We start from the raw sequence: 19,987 nt of genomic DNA, 5'->3' as shown, positions 1-19,987 counted from the left end.
CACTGGTGCTCGCCTACGAAAGACGCTTTCATGGCGGGATGACGATCACCGATCGGCCCGAGCGGTCCGAGCGATCCGAGCGGTCCGAGCGCGCCGATGCCTTCGCCCTCGTCCGCACCCAGTCAGCGAGCATGCCGTCGAGCATGCGCGCCATCGCCGACGCCGTCCTCGACGACCCGGCAGCCGCGGCCACCACGAACGCCACCGACCTCGCCGGCCGAGCCGGGGTCTCCCCCGCCACCGTCTCCCGGTTCGCCCAGCACCTCGGCTTCGCGAACTTCGCCGCCCTGCAGCGGAGCATGACCCGGGCCGTCGAACGCGGGATCCACGAGCGTGAGTCCACCGAGATCCACGCCGGCGTCGCGGTCGACGACGACGTCGCCACCGTCATCGCGAAGGTCACCGAGGACGTCCGCGCGGTGATGGCCGACACCCGCGCCGCACTCGACCCGCACGCGCTCGACGAATCAGCACGAAAACTCGCCAACGCCCGCCGCGTCGTCCTGTACGGCGTCGGCGCGAGCGGCATCGTCGCCCGAGACCTGCACCTCAAGCTCGAGCGCATCGGCATCGTGAGCTCGATCGCCGACGACCCGCACAACGCCCTGACCCTGGCGAGCGTCATCGGCGAACACGACGTCCTGGTGCTCGTCAGCCACTCGGGCTCCACCGTCGAGACCCTCGAGGTCGCCCACGCCGCCGCAGCCCAGCGGTCGACGATCGTCGCGATCACCGGCCACGCCGCCGCCCCGCTCGCCACCACCGCCGACCACGTCCTGCTCGGTGTCGCCGGCGCCGAGAGCGCCCTGCGCCCCGCGGCCATGGGCAGCCGGATGAGCCAGCTCGCCATCGTCGACACCTTGTTCATCGTCGTCGCGCAACGCACCGACGAGCGCTCCCAGCCGCTCCTCGCCCGCAGCCGCGACGCCGTCCGCACCCACCACCGGAACTGAGCACCACCATGAACCAGACGCACGAAACCCACGACGCCCTCCGCGACGAACTCGCGGCCCTCACCACCGAGGCGACCGACCACTCGCTGGACGACATCGACACGATCTCCACGATGGAAGCCGCCCAACGCATGAACGCCGGAGACCGCAGCGTGCCTGCGGCACTGGAGCCATGCCTCCCGGCCATCGCCCTGGCGGCAGACTCGATCGCCGCAGCGTTCGCGCGCGGCGGCCGCCTCGTCTACGTCGGCGCCGGCACGCCGGGCCGGCTCGGCGTCCTCGACGCCAGCGAGTGCCCGCCCACCTTCGGTACGGACCCGAGCCAGGTGGTCGGCGTGATCGCCGGCGGCGACCCCGCCCTGACCACCGCGGTGGAGGGCGCGGAGGACGACGAAGCGGCCGCCGTCCGCGACCTCGACGCGCTCGGCCTGACGGCCGACGACGTGGTCGTCGGGATCAGCGCGTCCGGCAGGACGCCCTACGTGATCGCGGCCATCCTGGAGGCCCGGCGCCGCTCCGCCCTGTCGGTCTCCGTCGCGTGCAACCCCGACTCGGCCGCGGGGCGGGAGGCGGACATCGCCATCGACGTCGTCGTCGGCCCTGAGTTCATCGCCGGGTCGACCCGCCTGAAGGCGGGCACCGCGCAGAAGCTCGTCCTCAACATGCTCACCACGCTCGCGATGGTGCGCAGCCACAAGACGTACGGCAACCGCATGGTCGACGTGCGGGCGACGAACGCGAAGCTCGTCGCGCGGGCGTTCTCACTCGTGCAGGACGTCACGGGCGCGCCCCCCGCTGAGGTCCAGGCAGCGCTCGACGCCTCGGACGGCGAGGTCAAGACCGCCATCGCCGTGATCCTGACCGGTGCCTCCGCTGCCGATGCCCGCGAGCGCCTCGATGCTGCTGCCGGCTCGTTGCGCGCCGTGCTGTAGACCCCGTTCCCTTTTCCGTTTCCTTTCCCCCGAGGAGCACAGCAATGCCCGATGCACAGCAACTCGCCCAGCAGATTCTCGACGCCGTCGGCGGATCCGCGAACATCGCCGACGTCGAGAACTGCATGACCCGCCTACGGGTCGAGGTCGTGTCCGACTCCTCCGTCGCGCTCGAGGACCTCAAGGCCACCGACGGCGTCATGGCCGCCATCGCGGCCGGCTCGAACCTGCAGATCGTGCTCGGCCCGGGTCTCGTCGACCGCGTGGCCGACGGCCTGGAGGCCCTGCGCGCGGCCGCCCCGTCGGCTGCGGCTGGTGGGCCTGGTGCGTCGCCCGAGGAGCTCGCTGCTCGCGGTGCGTCCATCAAGGCGACCGCGCGGTCCCGTTCCGACGGCCGCACCATGCGCGCGATCCGGAAGATCTCTGCGATCTTCATCCCGCTCATCCCCGCGCTGATCGCCTGCGGGCTGATCGCCGGGATCAACGGCATCCTGACGAACCTGGGGTGGGTGCCCGGAGTGACGCCGTTCCTCGGGGTGCTCTCGTCCGGCTTCCTGTCGCTGCTCGCCGTGTTCGTCGGGATGAACGCCGCGAAGGAGTTCGGCGGCACGCCCATCCTCGGCGGCGCGGTCGGCGGGATCATCGTCGCGGCCGGCGTCGCGAACGTCACCGTGTTCGGCGAGACCCTGGCGCCCGGGCAGGGCGGTGTGCTCGGGGCGCTGGCCGGCGGCATCGTCGCCGCGTACGTCGAGCGGTTCATGCGGCGCGTGACGCCCGACGTCATCGCGCTCATCGTCGTGCCGACCGTGACCGTCCTCGTCGCCGGGTCTGTGACGCTGGGGATCCTGATGTCCGTCGCCGGTGTGGTCTCGGTCGCGATCGGGACCGCGGCGACCTGGCTGCTCGCGAACGGTGGAGCCTTCGCCGGCTTCGTGCTCGGAGGACTCTTCCTGCCGCTCGTCATGACCGGCATGCACCAGGGGCTCATCCCCATCCACACCACGCTGATCGACCAGACCGGGTGGACCGTGCTGCTGCCCGTCCTGGCGATGGGTGGTGCCGGGCAGATCGGAGCCTGCATCGCGCTGTGGGTTCGGTTCCGGTCGAACGCATCGCTGGTGCGGACCATCCGCGGTGCGCTGCCGGCCGGGTTCCTCGGCGTCGGCGAGCCCCTGATCTACGGCGTGACGCTCCCCCTCGGTCGGCCGTTCATCACCGCGTGCATGGGTGGGGCGTTCGGCGGTGGGGTCGTCGGACTGTTCGACCAGCTCGGGCACTCCGTCGGGGCGATCGCCATCGGGGCCTCGGACCTGTCGCTCATCCCGCTGCTGAACGGGTCGTCCGGGTACGGGTGGGCGCTGCTCGGGTACGGGTCGGGGCTCATCGTGGCGTACGTCGTCGGGTTCGTGGCGACGCTGCTGTTCGGGGTGTCGGACTCGGTGCGGGCCGATCTCGATGCGCAGTCCGCTCCTGGCGCACCGCTCGACGTCGTGGCCTCGGCCGAGCACGCAGACGCGAGCTCGCCGATGGTATCGGCCACAGCGGCCGCGGGTGCGGATTCCGCTGCTCCCGACTCGGCGCGGGCCGGGGCGTCGCGCTGATGCGGCTCGGGGCGAGCGCCTACCTCGGGCACGCGTCGCTCGCCGCGCCGACCTTCTCGGCCGCAGCCGCAGCGGGGGCGACGCTCGCCTTCACGTCGCTGCACATCCCGGAGGACTCTCCCGACGGTGCGCGTGCGGCTGCGGCAGCGATCGTTTCGGAAGCTCGATCCTGCGGGCTCGCCGTCGTCGCTGACGTCTCGCCGAACACCGCGCGGCTGCTCGGCGATGCACCATGGGAGTTCCTACGGTCGATCGGTGTCGCCCGAGTACGCATCGACTTCGGGTTCTCGGCCGAATCGATCCGGGCAATCGCTTCCACGTTACCGATCGCGCTGAACGCGAGCACGCTCTGAGCCGGCGATCTCGAGCCGTTCGCCGATCTCGACGTCGAGCTGATCCACAACTTCTACCCACGGGAGTGGACCGGGCTGGCGCTGTCGTCGGTCGCCGCGTCGGTGTCGGTCGCGCGGGAGTTCGGCTGGCGCGTCGGAGCGTTTCTCGCCGGCGACGCTGTCCGCCGCGGGCCGCTTGGCGAGGGACTCCCAACCGTCGAGGCACACCGGAACTCGCCGCCACTGGTGCAGGCGCTGTCGCTCGTGGACGCCGTCGTGGACGACGTGTACGTCGGTGACCCGGCGCTGACCCGCCACTCGTGGTCGCGGCTGGGGTCGTTCGTCCGCGACGGTCTCGTCGTGCTTGACGGTACCGCCGCTGCGGGTGTGCACCGCGCGGTGATAGAGGCGTTGACAGTCCCCGACCGGAACCGGTCTGATGCGGCCGAGGCGATGATCCGGCTGGAGCACTCGCGGGAGCGATTCGCCGGGTTGCCGCTGCCCGAGGTCGGCGGGCAGCCGAGGCCAGCGGGGTCCGTCACCGTGCAGTTAGCGTCGGCGGGGCGGTACTGCGGCGACGTGGCGATCGCGCTGCGCGACTTGCCGGCGGACAGTCGCGTCGCCGTGCTCGGCTTCTTGTCGAGCCCTGATTGCGCGCCCGGAGTCCGTCCCTCTCGACCGTGCTCGTCTGAGGGGCTAATCACCAGGTGCCGAAGCAGCGCCCGCCGCGCCGGAGGCGCTTCCGTCACCAGTGCCTGAAGGGACCACCCCAACGGCCACAAGCGGAAGGCCCGAGACGTCAGCGAGTCTGCGACACAACTCATCGCGGAAAGCCAGCGGCGGAGAAGTCGTGTCCGCTTCTCCCGGGACAGCGCCGCCCCGACCGTCCTCGCGGCCGACCGCGACGGCGCCCGAGCCGCCACCGACCACCTCATCGACCTCGGCCACCGACGCATCGGCTACCTCGGCGGTTCGGCCGACTCCGGCCACGAACGCTTCGCCGGGTCCGCTGAGGCACTGCACGCCGCCGGGCTGACCGTGGACGAGGACCTGGTCGTCCGCGGCCCGTTCACCCCCGGCTTAGGCGCCGCCGCCGCCTCGGACGTGCTCGACCGGCGCACCGGCATGACCGCCCTGTTCGCCGCGAACCACGAGTCCGTGTTCGGCCTGACCTCGCGCGGTGTCAGCATGCCCGACGACCTGTAGCTCATCTGCTACGAGGCCATCCCCTGCCTGCAGACGTTGGGTCCGAACATCACAGTCGTCGACAACGGCGCGAGCGAACCCGCCGAACTCGCCGTCAACCTGCTGCTGCAGGGCATCCGACCCGACGACCACGGCGCGACCGAGCGGAACGGCCGGACCTACCGCGTCGGCGCCCAGCTCGTGCAGCGCGCATCCACCGCTCCCCCACCGCCCCAGCCCCTGAAGACCCCATGACCAGCCCCGTCGTCGTCCTCATCGAGGACCCCACCTCGCCCGACTCCCCGCTGCACGTCGTCGACGCAGGCAGCCCTCACGTCGACCTCATGGACCTCGGCATCACCCACGGCGACGGGGTCTTCGAGACCGTCGGGATCGTCGACGTGCCGGGGTGCACGCCGATGACGAGCACCTCCACCGCTTCGCCCATTCGGCGTCGATCCTCGAACTCCCCGCGCCGGCGCTCCCGGCGTTCCGCGCCGCTGTGAAGACGGGGATCGCCGCACTCGACGACGCCTCCGATGCCTACTGCAAATACGTCCCGACCCGTGGGCGTGAGAGCGGTCCCGTGGGCCGGCCCGGCGAGCCCGCGGGGCCTACTGGGTACGCGTACCTCGACCCCAACCCGTCGTGGGAGCGGGAGCGCACCACCGGGATCTCGGTCGTGCTGCTCAGCCGCGGGTACGAGCTGACCGCTCAGACTGGCGCGCCGTGGTTGTTCCAGGGGGCGAAGACGCTGTCGTACGCCGTCAATCGGGCTGTGCTTCGCGAGGCCGCTCGACGCGGTGCCAACGACGTGCAGTTCACGACGACCGACGGGTACGTGCCTGAGGGGCTGACCTTATCGCTCGTGGCGAAGTTCGAGGAAACGGTCGTCACGCCGGCGCAGTCCGGGGGTGCGTTGCACGGGACGGCGCAAATCGGGGCGTTCGCGTTCTTCGAGGGGGGCGGGGTTCCGGACGGAGTACCGGCACGTACGGGTGTCCGAGCTCGCTGAGGCTGAGGCTCCGTGGTTTACGAACAGTCAGCGATCGGTGGCGCCGATTCACGCCGTGGATGCGCGAGAAATCGCGGTGGACGCTGATTTGATGGGGGCGGTTGAACGGGGCGTTGCGGGGGCGGTGAGACGGCCGGGAGGCGCCGCTGCCGCAGACGCTCTCGTCCAGCCCGGCGATCAGAGCGTCAAGCGCGAAGCCATCGGCGCATTGTGAAGGACTCAACAGCCATGGAAGCGGACTGCAGATATGAAATGAGCAACCAATTGCACGAGCCAAGCATTTGTATCCCATCACTTCTACGCAGCCCAGCCCTGTCGCGGACCTTGCATGAAGCTCTTGAAACTCTTGATACCATGGTCACGGTTCGGCGCGCGGACGCGGGTTCCAAACCGGAAGCTTGAAGGGATCCGTATGACTCAGGACTACGTTCGATGGACGGGCGCCCGGAACCCGAGATGGTTGGCCACAAACTTCAAATCACCGACCTTGCCGTTTCAGGGCTGGCAAAAGTTCAAGGAGGCTTTTGCGCCCGAAGTTGTGGCTCGCGCAATACGCGAATCACCGAATGACGTCAGAACAATTGTGGATCCGTTCGGCGGCAGCGGCACCTCAGCCCTAACCGCCCAATTCCTAGGTTGCAAGCCAATAACGAGCGAAGTGAACCCTTATCTAGCGGACGTTATTGAAGCAAAACTTACTTCCTACAATCTCAATAAGCTCAAACTCGCCGTGAAGGATTTCTCTCAGTTCGCACAAAAAGTTTCCGACTTCGCTCCAACTGCGGACATCGGTAATCTACCGAGAACATTCGTAGAACCAGGCAAAAACGAACGTTGGCTCTTTTCAAGGGAGCTGTATGATTTTTTGCAGGCACTTATTAGCCACACCCTTCGCTACGATCCAGCAGAACGCCGCCTCCTTCAAACAAGCATAGGTGGCGATCTTCTCTCCATCAGCAACGCGAGGGTGAGTGGAAAAGGACGCAGATATCGCTCCAACTGGTCTTCGAGGCAAACAACTCGACAAGAGGCACTCGCTACCGTGCTGAGTTCAGTCGAGGACGCGACCGGCGACATTGCCACTCACGGCAACAGACCTGAACCATCCTTCCGATTGATCCGAGGCGATTCACGGCAAACAATTACCGAAATTGATCAGACAGATTTGGTAATATTTTCGCCGCCCTACCCAAATTCGTTCGATTACACTGATGTCTACAACATCGAGTTGTGGATGCTTGGTTATCTGGACAAGCAGAAGAACCAGGACTTGCGTAAGAGTACGCTTTCGTCGCATGTGCAAATTTTCCGAAACTTTGAAGCTGCTCCAACTGAATCGAAAGTACTGAATGACACGCTCAATGGATTGACCGCGTCGGAGGTAAGGCTGTGGAGCAATCACATTCCCGCGATGATCGGGGGATATTTTGCAGATATGTTGCTGATCATGACAAACTCGAGGAATCTACTGCCATCCAAAGGACAGCTGTGGATGGTTGTAGGCGATAGCAGGTATGCAGGGATCGACATCCCAGTCGCTGACATCCTTGTGGAATTGGCTCTCGCCAGCAACTGGCAGGTGGCGCAAGTGGAACCCCTTCGCAGTATGAGGACTGCGCCACAGCAGGGGGGCAGAGCAGAATTGCCCGAAAGTCTCATCGTCCTGCAAAAGCCTTGATGCCCATTGCGGTCTCGCGCACTCGCTACCATCTGACAGGGTCCAAACGGCATTCGAACTGGAGATGTGTAAGCGTTGCCGGAGAAGTGATTCGATGTCCGAAGGGAATCTTCCACGGAGTTAGACGGCCCTTCCCCGCCCGGTGAAGCTCGACGCGTGCCACCGGGGCTGTTTCCTCGTTGTACCAACCTCAGGGAAGAAGGGACCGTGTCCACGATTTCAGGGCATTGTGATGTTCAAACTCTTCGCGCATCCCAAAGTTGCCAGTCGCGACCACGGCGGCTGACTCGTCTTTTGGCTTCGATCGTTAGACCAGCGCATGCGAGCTCAGGGCAAGAAAAGTGATCCTCGAGACGTGATCGGCGAGGTAGCGCGGAGCGCGAATCCCGCTCGTTCCCGAATAGAGGCTTCCGGTGAAGAGTCGAAGCTGTTTGCGCTTGACGCAAACGCTGACTCACAGCTTTGAAAGTCAGTCGGCAGGGCAACTCGTCACAAATCGCCCCGCTCAAAATTTAACTGCGCGATGCGCGTAGGAGCTGTCCTTCTGCCTGCTCCCCCTTCCAGGCGCCCGAGAAATCGTCGAGCTAACGCCAACAACAATAGGCACGTAACAAGAAGCGGGAAGACTGTCTAATGCGGACATGGGAAGTCGCTACTCTCCGGGAAGCAGAAAGCCTACTAATGCGCCCCGGCCACGCAAGACGAAAAGCAATAACCAGCATCACTCACGACCCCAGTGAAGCTAGACCGTGCTCTGAGCTCCCGCGAGCGCACGAAGAGATGACCCAAAGAGTCTTTCAGCGCTCCGTTCAAAGCTGCAGACGAATGGCTACGCTCGTCGAGGAGCTGACGGTTCGAGGAACCAACGGCGCCAATCGCCATCTGACGTTGCGACCGTCGGCAAGTCCCCCTTCTTTATGTCTCTCGCCTCGTAGAACCAGGGATCCTTCGAAGTAACCTCTCCGCTGGGCAAAATTTCCACGCCTAAACGCCGAGCATCAAAAACAACCAAGCGGCTCCGAACAATGACGCCCCCGGCCCACGTGGCCTGTTCCTGCCCGTAAGCATCGACTTGAAGCTGACCTTCGACAGCCCGCGCGTCCCGGTAAGTAGTGCTGACGTGTTCGCCGTCCTTCCCCAAAGAATCACCAAGCCACTTAATCTCAATGAGCGACATACGACCCGAACCCCACTGTATGCGAATGTCGACTGGTTCCGTCTCATTCACGTTCTGCTCTGGGAGCACCCACGGTGTGGCGTTGCGTAAGTATGCAGCTAGAAAGGACTGAAGCGAGCGCCGCATGGTCGACTCTGGCTTATTCTCCAGCAGCAAACGCCCGTCGTCGGTCCAGACCGCCTCCAAGATGTCGCAGTGGCTTCGCTTGGCACGCATCTCGTAGTATTCGTCAAGCGCGCGGTCAAGGTCAGAGAAGAACGTCAGCGCGTAAGGGCTCAGCCCATCTTCAACGAACGGGATCTGCACCTCGAAATCCTCAACCTTGATGAGGTCCGCTTGCCCTCCTCCGATAAAAGCGTCAACAGTTTGCGACGTCATTGTCGACGAGCGCGACTTCCCGATGACGTAGCTGCCATCCATCTCGACTCCGACGTAGATCGACCCTGATTCGAGGAATGCTCGCGAAAGAACACTACCAGGCAGTCGGGTTGAAGCCCCTGTAACCCCATGTGTCGACCCTGGAAATGGAATAGAGATCTGTACGCGAGAAACCAAGTCACGCTCGTCAACGACCCTGTAGATGTGTTGAACCTGCAACAGCAGTCGCCCCACCAAAGAAGCGGTACTCGGCTCTAGCGCATTCGCGACCTTTTCCTGGACCATCCGAGTTACCGTGTCCCGCACGTACCCGTAGATCACGAAGTTTCCGAACCCCACGCTTCGAGCCATCGCGCGACTGGCAACGACGGCGGATACTGGTCAGGCAGGACATTGGCAATCTGCGCCATAGCCTCGAGCACTTGCGCTTCCAAAGCAGCCTCGTCAATAACGCTACTGCGCTCTAACCGCGCCGAGCGCGCGAGTAGAGGCTCCTTTGACACCTCGCGAGAGATCCGCGGGAGGGAGCGATAGGCTACCAGGGAACACACATCCTGCACCATCCAGAGTCTGCTTGCGAAGCTCTCGCTGGTTAGGAAGACGCCAGCGGCGCGGTAGAATGCAGGTCCAGCAGTGAAGTCATCGACATCTTTCATCAGTTCCCCCGAAAGTGTCATCTCCCGAAGACCAGCTTCGAGGGCGTCTGCGAACGGCGCACCGTTCTTCGTTCCCACGAAGCTGTAGCCCCACTCCAAGCGCGTAGTACGATTGATCTTCGAAGTAGCGGCACTCAAGAACGCAAAAAGGTGAACGTCGGCCTTTGCGACCGTTCCGAACGCTGGCGCAAGGGCACTGACTATACCTACAATATCGACCTTGGCATTGAGCTGCTCCCTATCTGTGAGGTACGCGCTCATACGATGGACTCCGCCGACAGCTTCTCCTGAAGTCCATCCAGGATGAGGTCGAAAAGATCAGTGGCGGCCAACTGGACATCACTCATATTCGTCCAATTGAGCATTGGCACAATCTCCATCTGAGAATCGTTCAGCCTCTCGGCTAGACGTTCGAGCAGATGCGAACCGTTCAAGTTCGAGAGCATCAGTAGGTGCCCGTTCAATCGCACCGTCTCTGCGAACATCTCACCCGCCCGCGTTTCGTAGGCGATGTCGAGACTCCCTTCCGGCGTGTCTATCATAAGAGTGGAAGGCCCTTCCAAGAACACTTGCTGGATAGCCATGCGCAGCGCAATGTCAACAAAATATTGCTGACTCTCCGACAGCTCGGTGGCGATCCGCCTACTTTGCCCCTCAAGCTCAAACCGTAGGGAAAGATTCGTAGATCCTGCATCGAGTTCGATGTCGACCTCTCGACCGATGAAGCGCTCCGCCAAGCTGCGGAACGCGGGCACGAAAGCCTCTTCCACTTCACGATAAGCATCCGCGATGACTCGCAGAAGCGGTCCGAGCTGATTACGGAAAGAGTCACGCGTCTCCCTGTACCTGTCAACGTCTTCCAGCGCTTCTCGGATCTCTTCACTCACCCGCTCGAACGCTTCAGCGAATTTTCCAAGTTCCTCAGGAGATGTGAGGGGACCAGCTTGATCCCGCGCGCGAGACAGATTTCCCGAAGCAGTTTTCCAGAGCTCTGAGAGCTGCACGTTCTCTGCGCGCAGCCTGGAGTGAGCCAACCTGGAGTCATTCAGCCTCTTGCGAATAGCGTTGAGCTTGCGGTCGACGTCCTGCAACGGTTCCACGTCTACGTCGCCTTGCGCGAGGACAGAATCACACAATGGGCATTTGTGCGCCTCGATAGATTCTACTACGTGCTCAGCGGGAGCTACTCCGTCATTGCCGCATAGATCGCATTCGTGTCGCTCGTTGAGTTTGACGAGAATCGCGTGTTCCATCGGTCGCCTTGCTCGGGGGAGAGCTTTGAGGAGACTTAAATATTCGCTTTCGAGCAGCGACTCTTCGATAGCGAGATCTGCAACTAGCTTCTTGGAGTCATCCAGAGCAGTCTCGCTGGCATCAACTCGCTTGCGGAGAAGAGCTTCAGCATCCTCCGCATCGCGATACTCTTCGACGAGCTCCACCTGCTCCTCGTCGCTGAGAGATTCGACGCCCCTGGCGTCCTTCATCAGCTTCCGGCGCCGCCGCTCAGCTTGGGTCGCGCGCCATCGCGCGTTTCTTGCAAGAGATTCCTGCTTATCGATATCCCGGCGCAGCGATTCCGCTTTGTCAGCAATTGCTGGGTCGACACCGAGGGAGAGCATCAGCGCTGTGGATAACGTTTCCTCATTCCAAAACAGGAGGTGGCGGCGTTCGTCGAAGATCATCACGTATAACTGCCAGAAGATGAATTGTCCGAAGTTTGCGAGACCAGCGGCACGAGTGCAACTAGCTCGATATTCCTCGGTGCGGCTAGCATCGTCATCTGCCTGTAAATCTAACCTTTGGTCACCCTCGTGCAATTCGAACTGTCTTACCAAAGCGCCGTCGAATAGATTGCGGCCCACCAGGAACGTCTGACCCCTCAACTCGAACCTGACCCTAACTTCGGCGCGATCACGGTCAATCTCGTGTACTCGGCCAGAAAAATAGCTTCGTGCGAAAGAAGCGGATCGCGTCGCAATGTTGGGCACATCGAGGTAATTCGCGGCGGGGTCCACGACAATGCCGGTAAGCGCGAAATTGATCAAGGCGAGGAGTGTAGATTTGCCGATGCCGTTCGCGCCAACGAAAGCAGTAAGCGGATGGGTAACGTCGAAGCCGAGATTACCGCCGTCCTCGTAGAGTCTGACCCCATCGACCTCTACATGCTGCACCCAAGGTGCGCTCCGCGGCTTCTTCGTCATTTATGTAGTCTACGGCCTGAGCGGACCTCACCGCGTCACGACGCTCTCGGTCTCATCGATACTTCCATGGCCACGAGTTGGTTTGTCGACAATCGGCAGTGCTCGTCTGGCCCACGCCTGGCTCGAGCCTGGCCCTGAAGCACCGGGATCCGCGTTGCGTGCGGACTGAGGCGTCTGCTCGGGAGCCAGCGCAGCTCGGGACAGGATCTCCAGCGCGGTGAGCCCGTTCGTTCGGATCGTGGACGCGAGCGCCATCGACAGTCCGCGCGGCACCCGCGTGAAGGCGCCGAGCGGCGCGACGAGCTCCTGCGCGTAAGCGCCCCGTGGTCGCTGAGCGGCAGCGCGATCGCCATCACCTCGTCGCCGACCGCCCAGCCGGAGACGTCCGGCCCGACTTCGTCAATCATTCCGGCCGCATCCATCCCGGGCACATACGGTGGTGACGCTTGCGACGAGTCCCGCTGGCCGGCACGCACCCCGGTGTCGGTCGGGTTCACGGCGAACGCCTGCACCCGGATCCGCACCGATCCGGACCCGGCGTGCGGCTCCGGGACCTCGTGGACGGCGACGGCCTCGGGCCCTCCGAACTGATCGACTCCGATAACTTGCATCCATCCGGTTTGCCGGCGCGGACGGACTCAGCATCCGTCGCGGCGCATCACCTCTCGGACTGGAGGTGCGACACCAGCCCGCAATGCGGAACCCCACCGCCGCAGCAGCCCACGCCGCAGTGTCCCCGTGCACGACCATCCGCCGCCGCGCCTCCCCCAGCAGCGTCCGCTTGAGGTACTGCACCGGCGTCATCCCCGACGCCTCCTTGAACCGGGCGAACAACGTCGATCCACTCACCCGCAGCGTCGATGCAAGCAGCGACGTCGACCACGGCTCGTCCATCCGCCCCTGCAGCAGCGCGGACGCGTTAGCGACAACGGAGGTGCCCCCGGCGAACGCGGCGGTGATCCGCGGCGCCTGCGCGGTTTGCAGCAGCCGGAGTACGATCTCGCGGGAGACCAGCGGGAACCGAGGCCATTCTTCGTGGTTGGCTCAGCGCGCCTGAATGATCCTCCGCAGGTGCTCCCGCAGCGCCGGGTCGACCACGTACAGGTAGGTGCCGAGGACCCCGCGCGTCATCAGGACCGAGTACACGTTCGTCACGAACCGGAGGACGTCCTCATCCGAGTACTCGATCCCGAGCCGCGGGTTGTTCTCCATACCCTTCTTGTCGAAGTAGTTCGATCGGTCGAAGACGACACGCTGCGCCTGTTGGTCAAACCGCACGTCCGGCCCGATGACGACGCCCGCGTAGTTGAGGTCGTACCCCTGCACGGTGTGGATCGATCCGACCTGCTCAACCGCCCCCGCTGAGGTGATCCAGTCGGTCTGGGTCTGGTTCCACTGCAGCTGGCGACCGTCGATCTCGATGTCGATCGCGGCGGAGTCGTTCTTGCTCCTCCACTCCCAGGCGTACCCGGCAACGAGGCGGGAGAGACCGACTTCAGCATCGCGGGCGCGTATCGCGTCGTGCATCTCGCCAAGGTCGTCGAAGAACCGCACATCGTAGGCTCCGAAGTCCTCACGCTCGGGGGGCTTGTCCCTCAGGAGCGCTCGCGCGAAGGACACGTAGTCCGCTCCACCCTGCACGCGCATCTGCGTGAAGAGCCGGTAGCGGCGATCCGCGGCGTCGCTCTCGTCGATGAGCGCCTTCTGTGTCGCTTGCGGGAGGTCGGCCGGGCGCACGCTCTGATGCGAATCGATCAGGAAGATCTGGTGTCGGCTCTGCTTCCGGATCCAGTCCACTTGTGTCAGGTGGTCGGAGTCGGCGCCGAACAATTTCTCGTTGATTTCCCCGAAGCTCTTGTTCTGCGTGCCGGACGCTTGATTGGCGCGGTGGTTGAGGCGGTGCGATTCATCGACGACGAGCAGGTCCCAGGGCTCATCGCTCTTCCCGACCTCGAAGGGAGTGAGCACCATCGTCTTGTCGAGACCGGGGGTCTTCGCGAACACGCGCTTGAGGGACGCCCGCAACGCCTGCTGCGGAACGACGAGTCCGAGCCGCGAACCATTGAGCAGACGGTGGTTGTCCTTGGTGAAGAAGTCGGAGAAGAGCGCGTCGCTCTCGACATCGTCGAGCCCCTTCCCCTGGGCGAGGTCTCGGAGGAGCTTGACCAAGTAGACGGCGACGATGGTCTTGCCGGTGCCGGGATCCCCTTGCACGGTGATGGCAGTCGCTGCCGCGTCGTTCCAGTCATCGAACAGGCCCTCGAGAATGTCCTCCATCGCGATTGCCTGGTCACGGTTCAAGGCCTTGAAGGGCGAGAGCTTGAAGAGCTCACGGTTCTCGATCTCAAGCAGACTGCGAGTGAACACCTGCTGCTCGCGGAGTGCGTCGAAGATCTGCTTGAAGGTGTCGCGGTACCTCGGCCGGTCGTAGTAATCGGCGTCGACGATGCCCTTGTTGCTGTTCAGCACGGTGAACTTCTCGTCTGCGGCGAGCAACGCGATGAGCTGGGACTCGAGGTCGAGGCACACTGACTTGTTGAACGTGTCATCGAGGACGAGCCGAACCGCCTTCAACGTCTTGCGCTCGGCTGACTCGAGATGCTGCCGCATCCGCGCGGCGGTGTTCAGGGTCTCGCCGACGTACACCCGCTTCCCGTCGTCGAGGATGTAGACCACCGGCCAGTTGATGAAGCGACGGTCATCCGCTTGCCACGACCGCAGGTGCTCGTGGGTGAACGGGAGCCGCTCGATGTCAAAGCTGGTCATACTTCGTGCTCCGCCCTCGCGATCGTTCCACCGGGTACTTGGCCTTCGTGATCGCGAGCTTCTCGCGGATCAGGGTCTCCGGCGCCGTGCCGAGGCGATCTGCGAGAAGGAAGCAGTACGTGAGCACGTCAGCAAGCTCGCTCCGCACACGCGAGTCGTCGGCCTCGGCCTGCCACTGGAAGCACTCGAGCAGCTCCGCCGCCTCGATCGAGATGCTCTTCGCGAGGTTCTCCTGACTGTGGAACTGGCCCCAGTCGCGTTCGTCGACGAAAGCCCGTAGCTCGTCGCGCAGCCCCTCATCCGCCATGCTGCGACGCTAGCAGCGCGGCTGTCGACAGCGAGACGAGCGCGCGGTCGCCCGGTCGGTTAGACGCTCTCACTGCACAATCCCTGCCGAACGAACGACGACAACTGGTCAGCCACCGCCACCATGGGACGGCTGAGATCGAGGGCGTGCTGCTGGACCAACGGTCCGTCGACCACCTGGATACGCCGCGCCTCCGTCTCCCCCGCCGCGTACACGAGATGCCCCTCTCCCAACCCGAACCTCCGGCAGTACGCCGCCATCTGATACAGATCCGCGTTCGGGTACTGCCCGTGCTTCTCTACCTTGTACTTCACATCGATGCACGCCCGTACCTCTCCGTCGACGAGCCACACGAGGTCCGGCGCGATCTTCACCGTCCCCTCCACGTCGAGCGTCGACTGGTACTGCGACACGAGCACTCCCCCGTACGGCTTGAACGCCTCGCGCAGAGCCGCCGAGACGAAGTCCTCGAACACGGACCACATGTCGACGAGGAACCCCGACGCGACGACCGACCCCGCCCGTTGTTCGACAGACGACCCTGACAGCACGAGTGACGCCAGCGCCAGCGCCGACGAGTACCGCTGCTTCCGCCGATCCATCCACACGGAGGGCACCGGCGCTCCGACGGGGATCACCGACACCCCATCGAGCACCCGTACGATCCGCCGCAGCGCCCCGAGCACATCGGCCGGCACGCCCGGCAGCCGCAACAGCCGCATCGAAGCGGTCAGGAGCACCTGGTTCTCCGCGATGTCCTCCACGTAGTCGTCGAACGACACCTCGACCGGCAGCGGCTGTCCGCCCCGTCGCGTCAGCTGGTCCCCGATCCGCCACCGCCCGCGTACGAGCGGCAGCGCATCCTCGCGCGTGACGTACCCGCGGAGCGGCCCTCCGGCGAGTGCCCGCGAAGCCTGCCGCACGAAGGCGTGCGCCAACGCCGGCACGAGGTCCTCGTCCTCCTGGAACCCGAAGTCGTCCTCGGTCCAGATCGCGCTTCCGGCCCGCGCGTACCCGAGCATCGCGAACAGCCGCCGCACCGGCGTCTTCGGCTTCAGCCACACCGAGTGCCCGGCGATCCGCACGACGCCGACTTTCCGGACACCACTCACGCGGTACTCGTCCGCGCCGAACGTCGGCGCAACCGTCGCGATGTTCGCCGCAGCGAGCCCGACCGCCACCGCGCGCGGCAGCCGGTGCACCACCGGCTGGTCCGCCTCCCGCAGCTCAATCGTCGACGGAAGCACCTTCGGTCCCGTCCGCAGCGGAAGGCGTCGCTTGGCGACGCAGCGCCCTCAAGCCGTACCGGGCCTCCAGGTCGACGCCTTCGCCGTAGTGGTGCTCCGCCAGCAGCGGCAGGATCTCGTACCGCCACACGTCCTGCAGACCCGTCACACCCAGGTCGCGCATCAGGAACGAGGGACCGACCTTGGCGTCGTGGTCCTGGATCTGCGCGTTGAGTCGCGTCAGCAGGTCGGCGCGGTCGTCCTGGAGGCCCTTGGTTGCCGCCCAGCGCGAAAGCACGTTCTGCACGGGCTCGCGTTCCGGGTGCAGCTCGATGAACGCGAATCGGCGCCGCATCGCGGCGTCCAGCATCGCGATCGAGCGATCAGCCGTGTTCATCGTGCCGATGACGAAGATGTTGCTCGGCAGGGTGAACGGTTCGTCGCTGTAGAGCAGGGAGATCTCGCTGTCGCGGTACTCCAGCAAGAAGTAGAGCTCGCCGAAGACCTTCGCGATGTTGCCGCGGTTGATCTCGTCGATGACCAGGAAGTAGTTCGCCTCCGGGTTGGCGGCTGCAGCGTCGGCGAGGCGGCGGAGCGGACCCTTGCGCAAGGTGAAGGCGAGGTTGCCGCTGTCGTCGTTGGCGACGGGGCGGAAGCCCTCGAAGAAGTCCTCGTACGAGTAGGTCGGGTGGAACTGCACGATGGTGGTCTCGCCATCGGTGCCGTCTGTCACGTGCCTCGAGAGTGCCTGGGCCAGGAACGTCTTGCCGGTACCGGGTGGGCCGTAGAGGATCACCTGCTTGCGACTCTCGATGAGGTTGAGGGTGTCCTCGAGCCAGGGCTCGGGCATGTGGGCCGCCGCAGCCAGCTGACCGTTCACCCGAGTGAAGGGGGCACGGACGTCGGGCATGGTATCGAGGTCGGCCGGAACTGGGCCCAGAGGCAGCACCGGATCGGGTGGCGTCAGCACCTTCTGGCGCCAGCGCGCCGCCAATGGTTCCTTGTAGAACAGCGCCGGCCCTTTCGCCTTCCGCTGCAACGCGATGGTGATCTGCTGGAAAGCCTCGTCCGGGTCGTCCTCCATCTGCCCTTCGACCTCGCCGGCGAACGCAGATCGGATCGCCTCCCGGTCGTCACTCGAGACGACCTCCCCGAAGAACCCTGGATGCACGAGCAGGAGCAGCTCGTTCCGCTGGATCGGCAGGGAGGTTCCGGGCAGGGCCATGACGACATCTCGCCACGCCGTGGGGTCGTCGAGCGCTCGGTCGCGCTGCTCCTCACCGAGCCGGAGCCACGCGTCGACGCACTCGATGAGGATGGACGTCGCCGCGAACATGTGCCCGGAGATGCCCTGCCCGGGGTTGAAGGACCACGAACGGAACGCTTGGTCGATCTCGGCCGGGATGGTGACGGGGTGCTCCATCCGATCGAGCAGGAACGTCACGCGCTCCCGCTTCTTCCGCTCCCCGGGTTGTTCGAGTGGCAAGATCTGCCAGCACAGGAGTTCCGCCATGAGGAGCTTCGCATCGTCGCTCGCGCCGTCGAACTGGGTCGTGAGCTTCTCGAGGAAGACAGCGCCGTCGACCTCCGGTCGTCCGATGAACCGCTCGCGGAGTTCCGCGACGACGTCGCTGCGCCAGACGCCACGGCCAGGAGCGAAGACCGAGTCGAGCTGGCGGAGCCCTCGGTCGACGAAGATGGCGCTCGTCGAACGGATTGTCTCGGCTCGCCAGTCAGGCGGGACGATCTCCGTGGCGAGCCGGAGCTGAAGGTCCTCCTTGCGCTGCCGGTCGAAGTCACGCTGGCGCGTGTTGAGGACCGCGCCGAATTCCTCGATCGGAACGTCGGACGCACTGTGCTGCCTACCGAGGTCGGTCACGCGCCATTCACCGCGGCGTGGCTTCTCCATGAAGCCCGCGTTCACCATCGTTGACGATCCCCAAAAGAAGTCGGAGTCACCGACCGGCTTGCCCTTCGTGTTCGGCGCCAGCTCTTCGTCTTCGAGGGGGATGCGCTCGAGGACGGCGTTCCACACATCCAGGCGTCGGGCTTCTCCACCGTTGCTGTCGAGGTAGCGGAGTGCTTCCTGAAGTCGTCGGAGTCGGTTCTCTGCTCGAGACACTGCTGTTCCCCTCATCGTCACGGCTGCGGTGCCGCTCGCACGCCATTCTGCCGGTCGCACTCGACACGACGGCGTTTCGAGAGCATTCGTCACCCCTTATGATCAGCTCACCCGACCCGCGACGAACACGGAGCACACATGACCGACGAGATCGACGTGGTGCGCGACGAAGACGGCGTGACGTTCTTCGGCTCAAACACGGCCATCGAGCGCTTCCTCTCCGCGAACGACCTGCCCTCGCGCCAGTTCGATCTGCCCCGCCTGAGTCAGACGCTCAGCGGTGCGTCCGGCGCAGCCAACGCTGCCGCACAGGTGGCGGCGGGGTCTGGCCGATGGGTCAAGCTGACGAAGGAGTCCGCGAAAGCGCTCGACAAGTTCTCCGCCATGAAGGGGTCGAGTGCAGGCGTGAGCCGCGCCATCGTCACCGAGAACGGGAAGATCAAGAACATCCTCGAGTTCACCAAGGTGAGCTCCATGCTCACCAGTCCCGCGATGCTCACCGGGGTCGCCGGCATCATGGCGCAGCTCGCCATGCAGCAGGCGATGGACGAGATCACCGACTATCTCGCGAAGATCGACGCGAAGCTCGACGACGTGCTCCGGGCGCAAAAGGACGCCGCCGTCGCCGACCTCATCGGAGTAGAGCTGATCATCAACGATGCCTTGCGCGTCCGCGACCGTGTCGGTCACGTGAACGCGGTGACGTGGTCGAAGGTGAACGGGACGGAGTTCACCATCGCTCGCGCGCAGTCGTACGCGCTCCTGCAACTCGACGCCCTGGCTGAGAAGCTCGAACGCACTTCCAAGGTCGGAGAACTTGCCGACGTGACGGAGAGCGCCGAGCGAACCGTGCACGAGTGGCTGGCAGTCCTGGCGCAGTCCTTCAAGCTTCAGGAAGGCGTCGCGATCCTCGAGCTCGATCACGTGCAGCTGACCGCTCCGGGGGACCTCGATCACCACCGGGAGTCACTCCGCGACACCCGCCGGTCACGCCGCGCCTCCATCACGCAGCGCACGGAGACGCTCCTGGGTCGGATCGACGCGGCAGCACGTGTGGGAGACGTTTCGGTGGTGATGCATCCTCTCGACTCCCGCACAGTCGTTCGTTCGACGAACGCTGTCGCCGGCCAGGTGATGGCGTTCCACGGCGGGATGGGTATCGAGGGTTCACGTACAGAGCTCGAGTCGAAGCGGTGGCGCGCTGCCTTCGGAGATGCGGCCGAAGATGCACGGGACCGGATCGTCGAAGGTGGCACCGACGGGGTCGAGGTGGCGCGCAAGCTCGGAGGCAGCGCGCTGGAGCAGGCGAGCACCACTGCAGAGGCCGTGTCCGCTCGTCTCGGCGTCTGGGCGAACAAGCTGCGTCGACGACCCGATGACGGAGACGCCGGCGACGCTCGCTGAAGTCGGACAGAGGGCCCTTCCGGCGCCGCTGCGCCGAGGCGGTTGCAGTGACAG

General features: G+C 64.6%; 19 protein-coding genes and 1 pseudogene. 11 read left to right on the top strand and 9 right to left on the bottom strand.

Features of this window, described 5'->3' with window-relative positions; genetic code table 11:
* Window positions 1-38 precede the first annotated feature (38 nt).
* The 10 genes and pseudogenes from DEJ04_RS13185 (at window position 39) to DEJ04_RS18225 (ending at window position 7,696) form a co-directional block, all read left to right on the top strand.
* The gene (locus tag DEJ04_RS13185) at window positions 39-953 is read left to right on the top strand and encodes a MurR/RpiR family transcriptional regulator (RefSeq protein WP_181437818.1); all 915 of its coding nucleotides are present in this window, start codon (window positions 39-41) and stop codon (window positions 951-953) included.
* An 8-nt stretch (window positions 954-961) separates the two neighbouring features.
* Window positions 962-1,885 carry an N-acetylmuramic acid 6-phosphate etherase gene (gene murQ / locus DEJ04_RS13180; protein WP_111047363.1) on the top strand — a complete coding sequence of 308 codons (924 nt, stop codon included), beginning with the start codon at window positions 962-964 and terminating at the stop codon, window positions 1,883-1,885.
* A gap of 44 nt (window positions 1,886-1,929) precedes the next feature.
* Window positions 1,930-3,486, top strand: a complete 1,557-nt coding sequence (locus DEJ04_RS13175; RefSeq protein ID WP_111047362.1) for a PTS transporter subunit EIIC — start codon at window positions 1,930-1,932, stop codon at window positions 3,484-3,486.
* Window positions 3,486-4,139: pseudogene (locus tag DEJ04_RS18880) on the top strand (MupG family TIM beta-alpha barrel fold protein); the annotation flags it as partial. The gene DEJ04_RS13175 and the pseudogene DEJ04_RS18880, both read left to right, overlap by 1 nt.
* Window positions 4,140-4,178: 39 nt before the next feature.
* A complete protein-coding gene (locus DEJ04_RS18875; RefSeq protein WP_375334733.1) occupies window positions 4,179-4,577 on the top strand; it encodes a phospho-sugar glycosidase domain-containing protein in 399 nt (132 codons plus the stop codon).
* A gap of 63 nt (window positions 4,578-4,640) precedes the next feature.
* Window positions 4,641-5,024: a substrate-binding domain-containing protein gene (locus DEJ04_RS13160; protein ID WP_111047359.1), complete on the top strand. Its 384-nt coding sequence runs from the start codon at window positions 4,641-4,643 to the stop codon at window positions 5,022-5,024.
* A 36-nt stretch (window positions 5,025-5,060) separates the two neighbouring features.
* Window positions 5,061-5,258, top strand: a complete 198-nt coding sequence (locus tag DEJ04_RS13155) for a hypothetical protein (RefSeq protein ID WP_220035566.1) — start codon at window positions 5,061-5,063, stop codon at window positions 5,256-5,258.
* Window positions 5,255-5,509 (top strand): hypothetical protein, encoded by a 255-nt coding sequence (locus tag DEJ04_RS18450; RefSeq protein WP_181437817.1) that lies wholly within the window; start codon window positions 5,255-5,257, stop codon window positions 5,507-5,509. The genes DEJ04_RS13155 and DEJ04_RS18450 overlap by 4 nt, the downstream gene beginning before the upstream one ends.
* A complete protein-coding gene (locus tag DEJ04_RS13150) occupies window positions 5,413-6,018 on the top strand; it encodes an aminotransferase class IV (protein ID WP_111047357.1) in 606 nt (201 codons plus the stop codon). Before DEJ04_RS18450 ends, DEJ04_RS13150 begins: the two co-directional genes overlap by 97 nt.
* A gap of 412 nt (window positions 6,019-6,430) precedes the next feature.
* The gene (locus tag DEJ04_RS18225) at window positions 6,431-7,696 is read left to right on the top strand and encodes a site-specific DNA-methyltransferase (protein ID WP_146248708.1); all 1,266 of its coding nucleotides are present in this window, start codon (window positions 6,431-6,433) and stop codon (window positions 7,694-7,696) included.
* 829 nt (window positions 7,697-8,525) lie between these two features.
* Here DEJ04_RS18225 and DEJ04_RS13145 read toward each other — a convergent pair.
* From DEJ04_RS13145 to DEJ04_RS13110, 9 genes are all read right to left on the bottom strand, one after another.
* Window positions 8,526-9,293 (bottom strand): hypothetical protein, encoded by a 768-nt coding sequence (locus tag DEJ04_RS13145; RefSeq protein ID WP_111047356.1) that lies wholly within the window; start codon window positions 9,291-9,293, stop codon window positions 8,526-8,528.
* Window positions 9,294-9,568: 275 nt separating this feature from the next.
* Window positions 9,569-10,168, bottom strand: coding sequence for a hypothetical protein (locus tag DEJ04_RS18220; RefSeq protein ID WP_146248707.1), 600 nt, complete (start codon window positions 10,166-10,168; stop codon window positions 9,569-9,571).
* On the bottom strand, window positions 10,165-12,108 hold the full coding sequence (locus DEJ04_RS13140) for an AAA family ATPase (protein WP_111047355.1): 1,944 nt from the start codon (window positions 12,106-12,108) through the stop codon (window positions 10,165-10,167). The genes DEJ04_RS18220 and DEJ04_RS13140 overlap by 4 nt, the downstream gene beginning before the upstream one ends.
* Window positions 12,109-12,143: 35 nt before the next feature.
* Complete coding sequence (locus DEJ04_RS13135; protein WP_258371384.1) at window positions 12,144-12,584, bottom strand: alcohol dehydrogenase catalytic domain-containing protein; 441 nt, start codon at window positions 12,582-12,584, stop codon at window positions 12,144-12,146.
* Window positions 12,508-13,002, bottom strand: coding sequence for a helix-turn-helix domain-containing protein (locus DEJ04_RS18730; RefSeq protein WP_258371382.1), 495 nt, complete (start codon window positions 13,000-13,002; stop codon window positions 12,508-12,510). The genes DEJ04_RS13135 and DEJ04_RS18730 overlap by 77 nt, the downstream gene beginning before the upstream one ends.
* A gap of 150 nt (window positions 13,003-13,152) precedes the next feature.
* Window positions 13,153-14,874, bottom strand: a complete 1,722-nt coding sequence (locus DEJ04_RS13125) for a DUF2075 domain-containing protein (protein ID WP_111047354.1) — start codon at window positions 14,872-14,874, stop codon at window positions 13,153-13,155.
* Entirely contained in the window at window positions 14,861-15,181 is a 321-nt protein-coding gene (locus DEJ04_RS13120; protein ID WP_111047353.1) for a nucleotide pyrophosphohydrolase, read from the bottom strand. Before DEJ04_RS13120 ends, DEJ04_RS13125 begins: the two co-directional genes overlap by 14 nt.
* Before the next feature lie 59 nt (window positions 15,182-15,240).
* Window positions 15,241-16,362: an McrC family protein gene (locus DEJ04_RS13115; RefSeq protein WP_146248706.1), complete on the bottom strand. Its 1,122-nt coding sequence runs from the start codon at window positions 16,360-16,362 to the stop codon at window positions 15,241-15,243.
* A 46-nt stretch (window positions 16,363-16,408) separates the two neighbouring features.
* A complete protein-coding gene (locus tag DEJ04_RS13110; protein ID WP_181437816.1) occupies window positions 16,409-18,529 on the bottom strand; it encodes an AAA family ATPase in 2,121 nt (706 codons plus the stop codon).
* Window positions 18,530-18,667: 138 nt separating this feature from the next.
* Here DEJ04_RS13110 and DEJ04_RS13105 point away from each other — a divergent pair, with 138 nt between their 5' ends.
* Complete coding sequence (locus tag DEJ04_RS13105) at window positions 18,668-19,933, top strand: hypothetical protein (protein ID WP_111047350.1); 1,266 nt, start codon at window positions 18,668-18,670, stop codon at window positions 19,931-19,933.
* Window positions 19,934-19,987: the final 54 nt, after the last annotated feature.

It is taken from the genome of Curtobacterium sp. MCLR17_044 (assembly GCF_003234435.1).
GTDB lineage: Bacteria > Actinomycetota > Actinomycetes > Actinomycetales > Microbacteriaceae > Curtobacterium > Curtobacterium flaccumfaciens.
This window is presented reverse-complemented; position numbering and strand designations above follow the sequence as displayed.

Excerpts from the sequence above, each read along its gene's own strand:
- DEJ04_RS13185 (WP_181437818.1), top strand. The coding sequence starts at position 39 with ATGACGATCACCGATCGGCCCGAGCGGTCCGAGCGATCCGAGCGGTCC.
- murQ (WP_111047363.1), top strand. The coding sequence starts at position 962 with ATGAACCAGACGCACGAAACCCACGACGCCCTCCGCGACGAACTCGCG.
- DEJ04_RS13175 (WP_111047362.1), top strand. The coding sequence starts at position 1,930 with ATGCCCGATGCACAGCAACTCGCCCAGCAGATTCTCGACGCCGTCGGC.
- DEJ04_RS18450 (WP_181437817.1), top strand. The coding sequence starts at position 5,255 with ATGACCAGCCCCGTCGTCGTCCTCATCGAGGACCCCACCTCGCCCGAC.
- DEJ04_RS18225 (WP_146248708.1), top strand. The coding sequence starts at position 6,431 with ATGACTCAGGACTACGTTCGATGGACGGGCGCCCGGAACCCGAGATGG.
- DEJ04_RS13145 (WP_111047356.1), bottom strand. The coding sequence starts at position 9,293 with ATGGATGGCAGCTACGTCATCGGGAAGTCGCGCTCGTCGACAATGACG.
- DEJ04_RS18220 (WP_146248707.1), bottom strand. The coding sequence starts at position 10,168 with ATGAGCGCGTACCTCACAGATAGGGAGCAGCTCAATGCCAAGGTCGAT.
- DEJ04_RS13140 (WP_111047355.1), bottom strand. The coding sequence starts at position 12,108 with ATGACGAAGAAGCCGCGGAGCGCACCTTGGGTGCAGCATGTAGAGGTC.
- DEJ04_RS18730 (WP_258371382.1), bottom strand. The coding sequence starts at position 13,002 with ATGGACGAGCCGTGGTCGACGTCGCTGCTTGCATCGACGCTGCGGGTG.
- DEJ04_RS13125 (WP_111047354.1), bottom strand. The coding sequence starts at position 14,874 with ATGACCAGCTTTGACATCGAGCGGCTCCCGTTCACCCACGAGCACCTG.
- DEJ04_RS13120 (WP_111047353.1), bottom strand. The coding sequence starts at position 15,181 with ATGGCGGATGAGGGGCTGCGCGACGAGCTACGGGCTTTCGTCGACGAA.
- DEJ04_RS13105 (WP_111047350.1), top strand. The coding sequence starts at position 18,668 with ATGACCGACGAGATCGACGTGGTGCGCGACGAAGACGGCGTGACGTTC.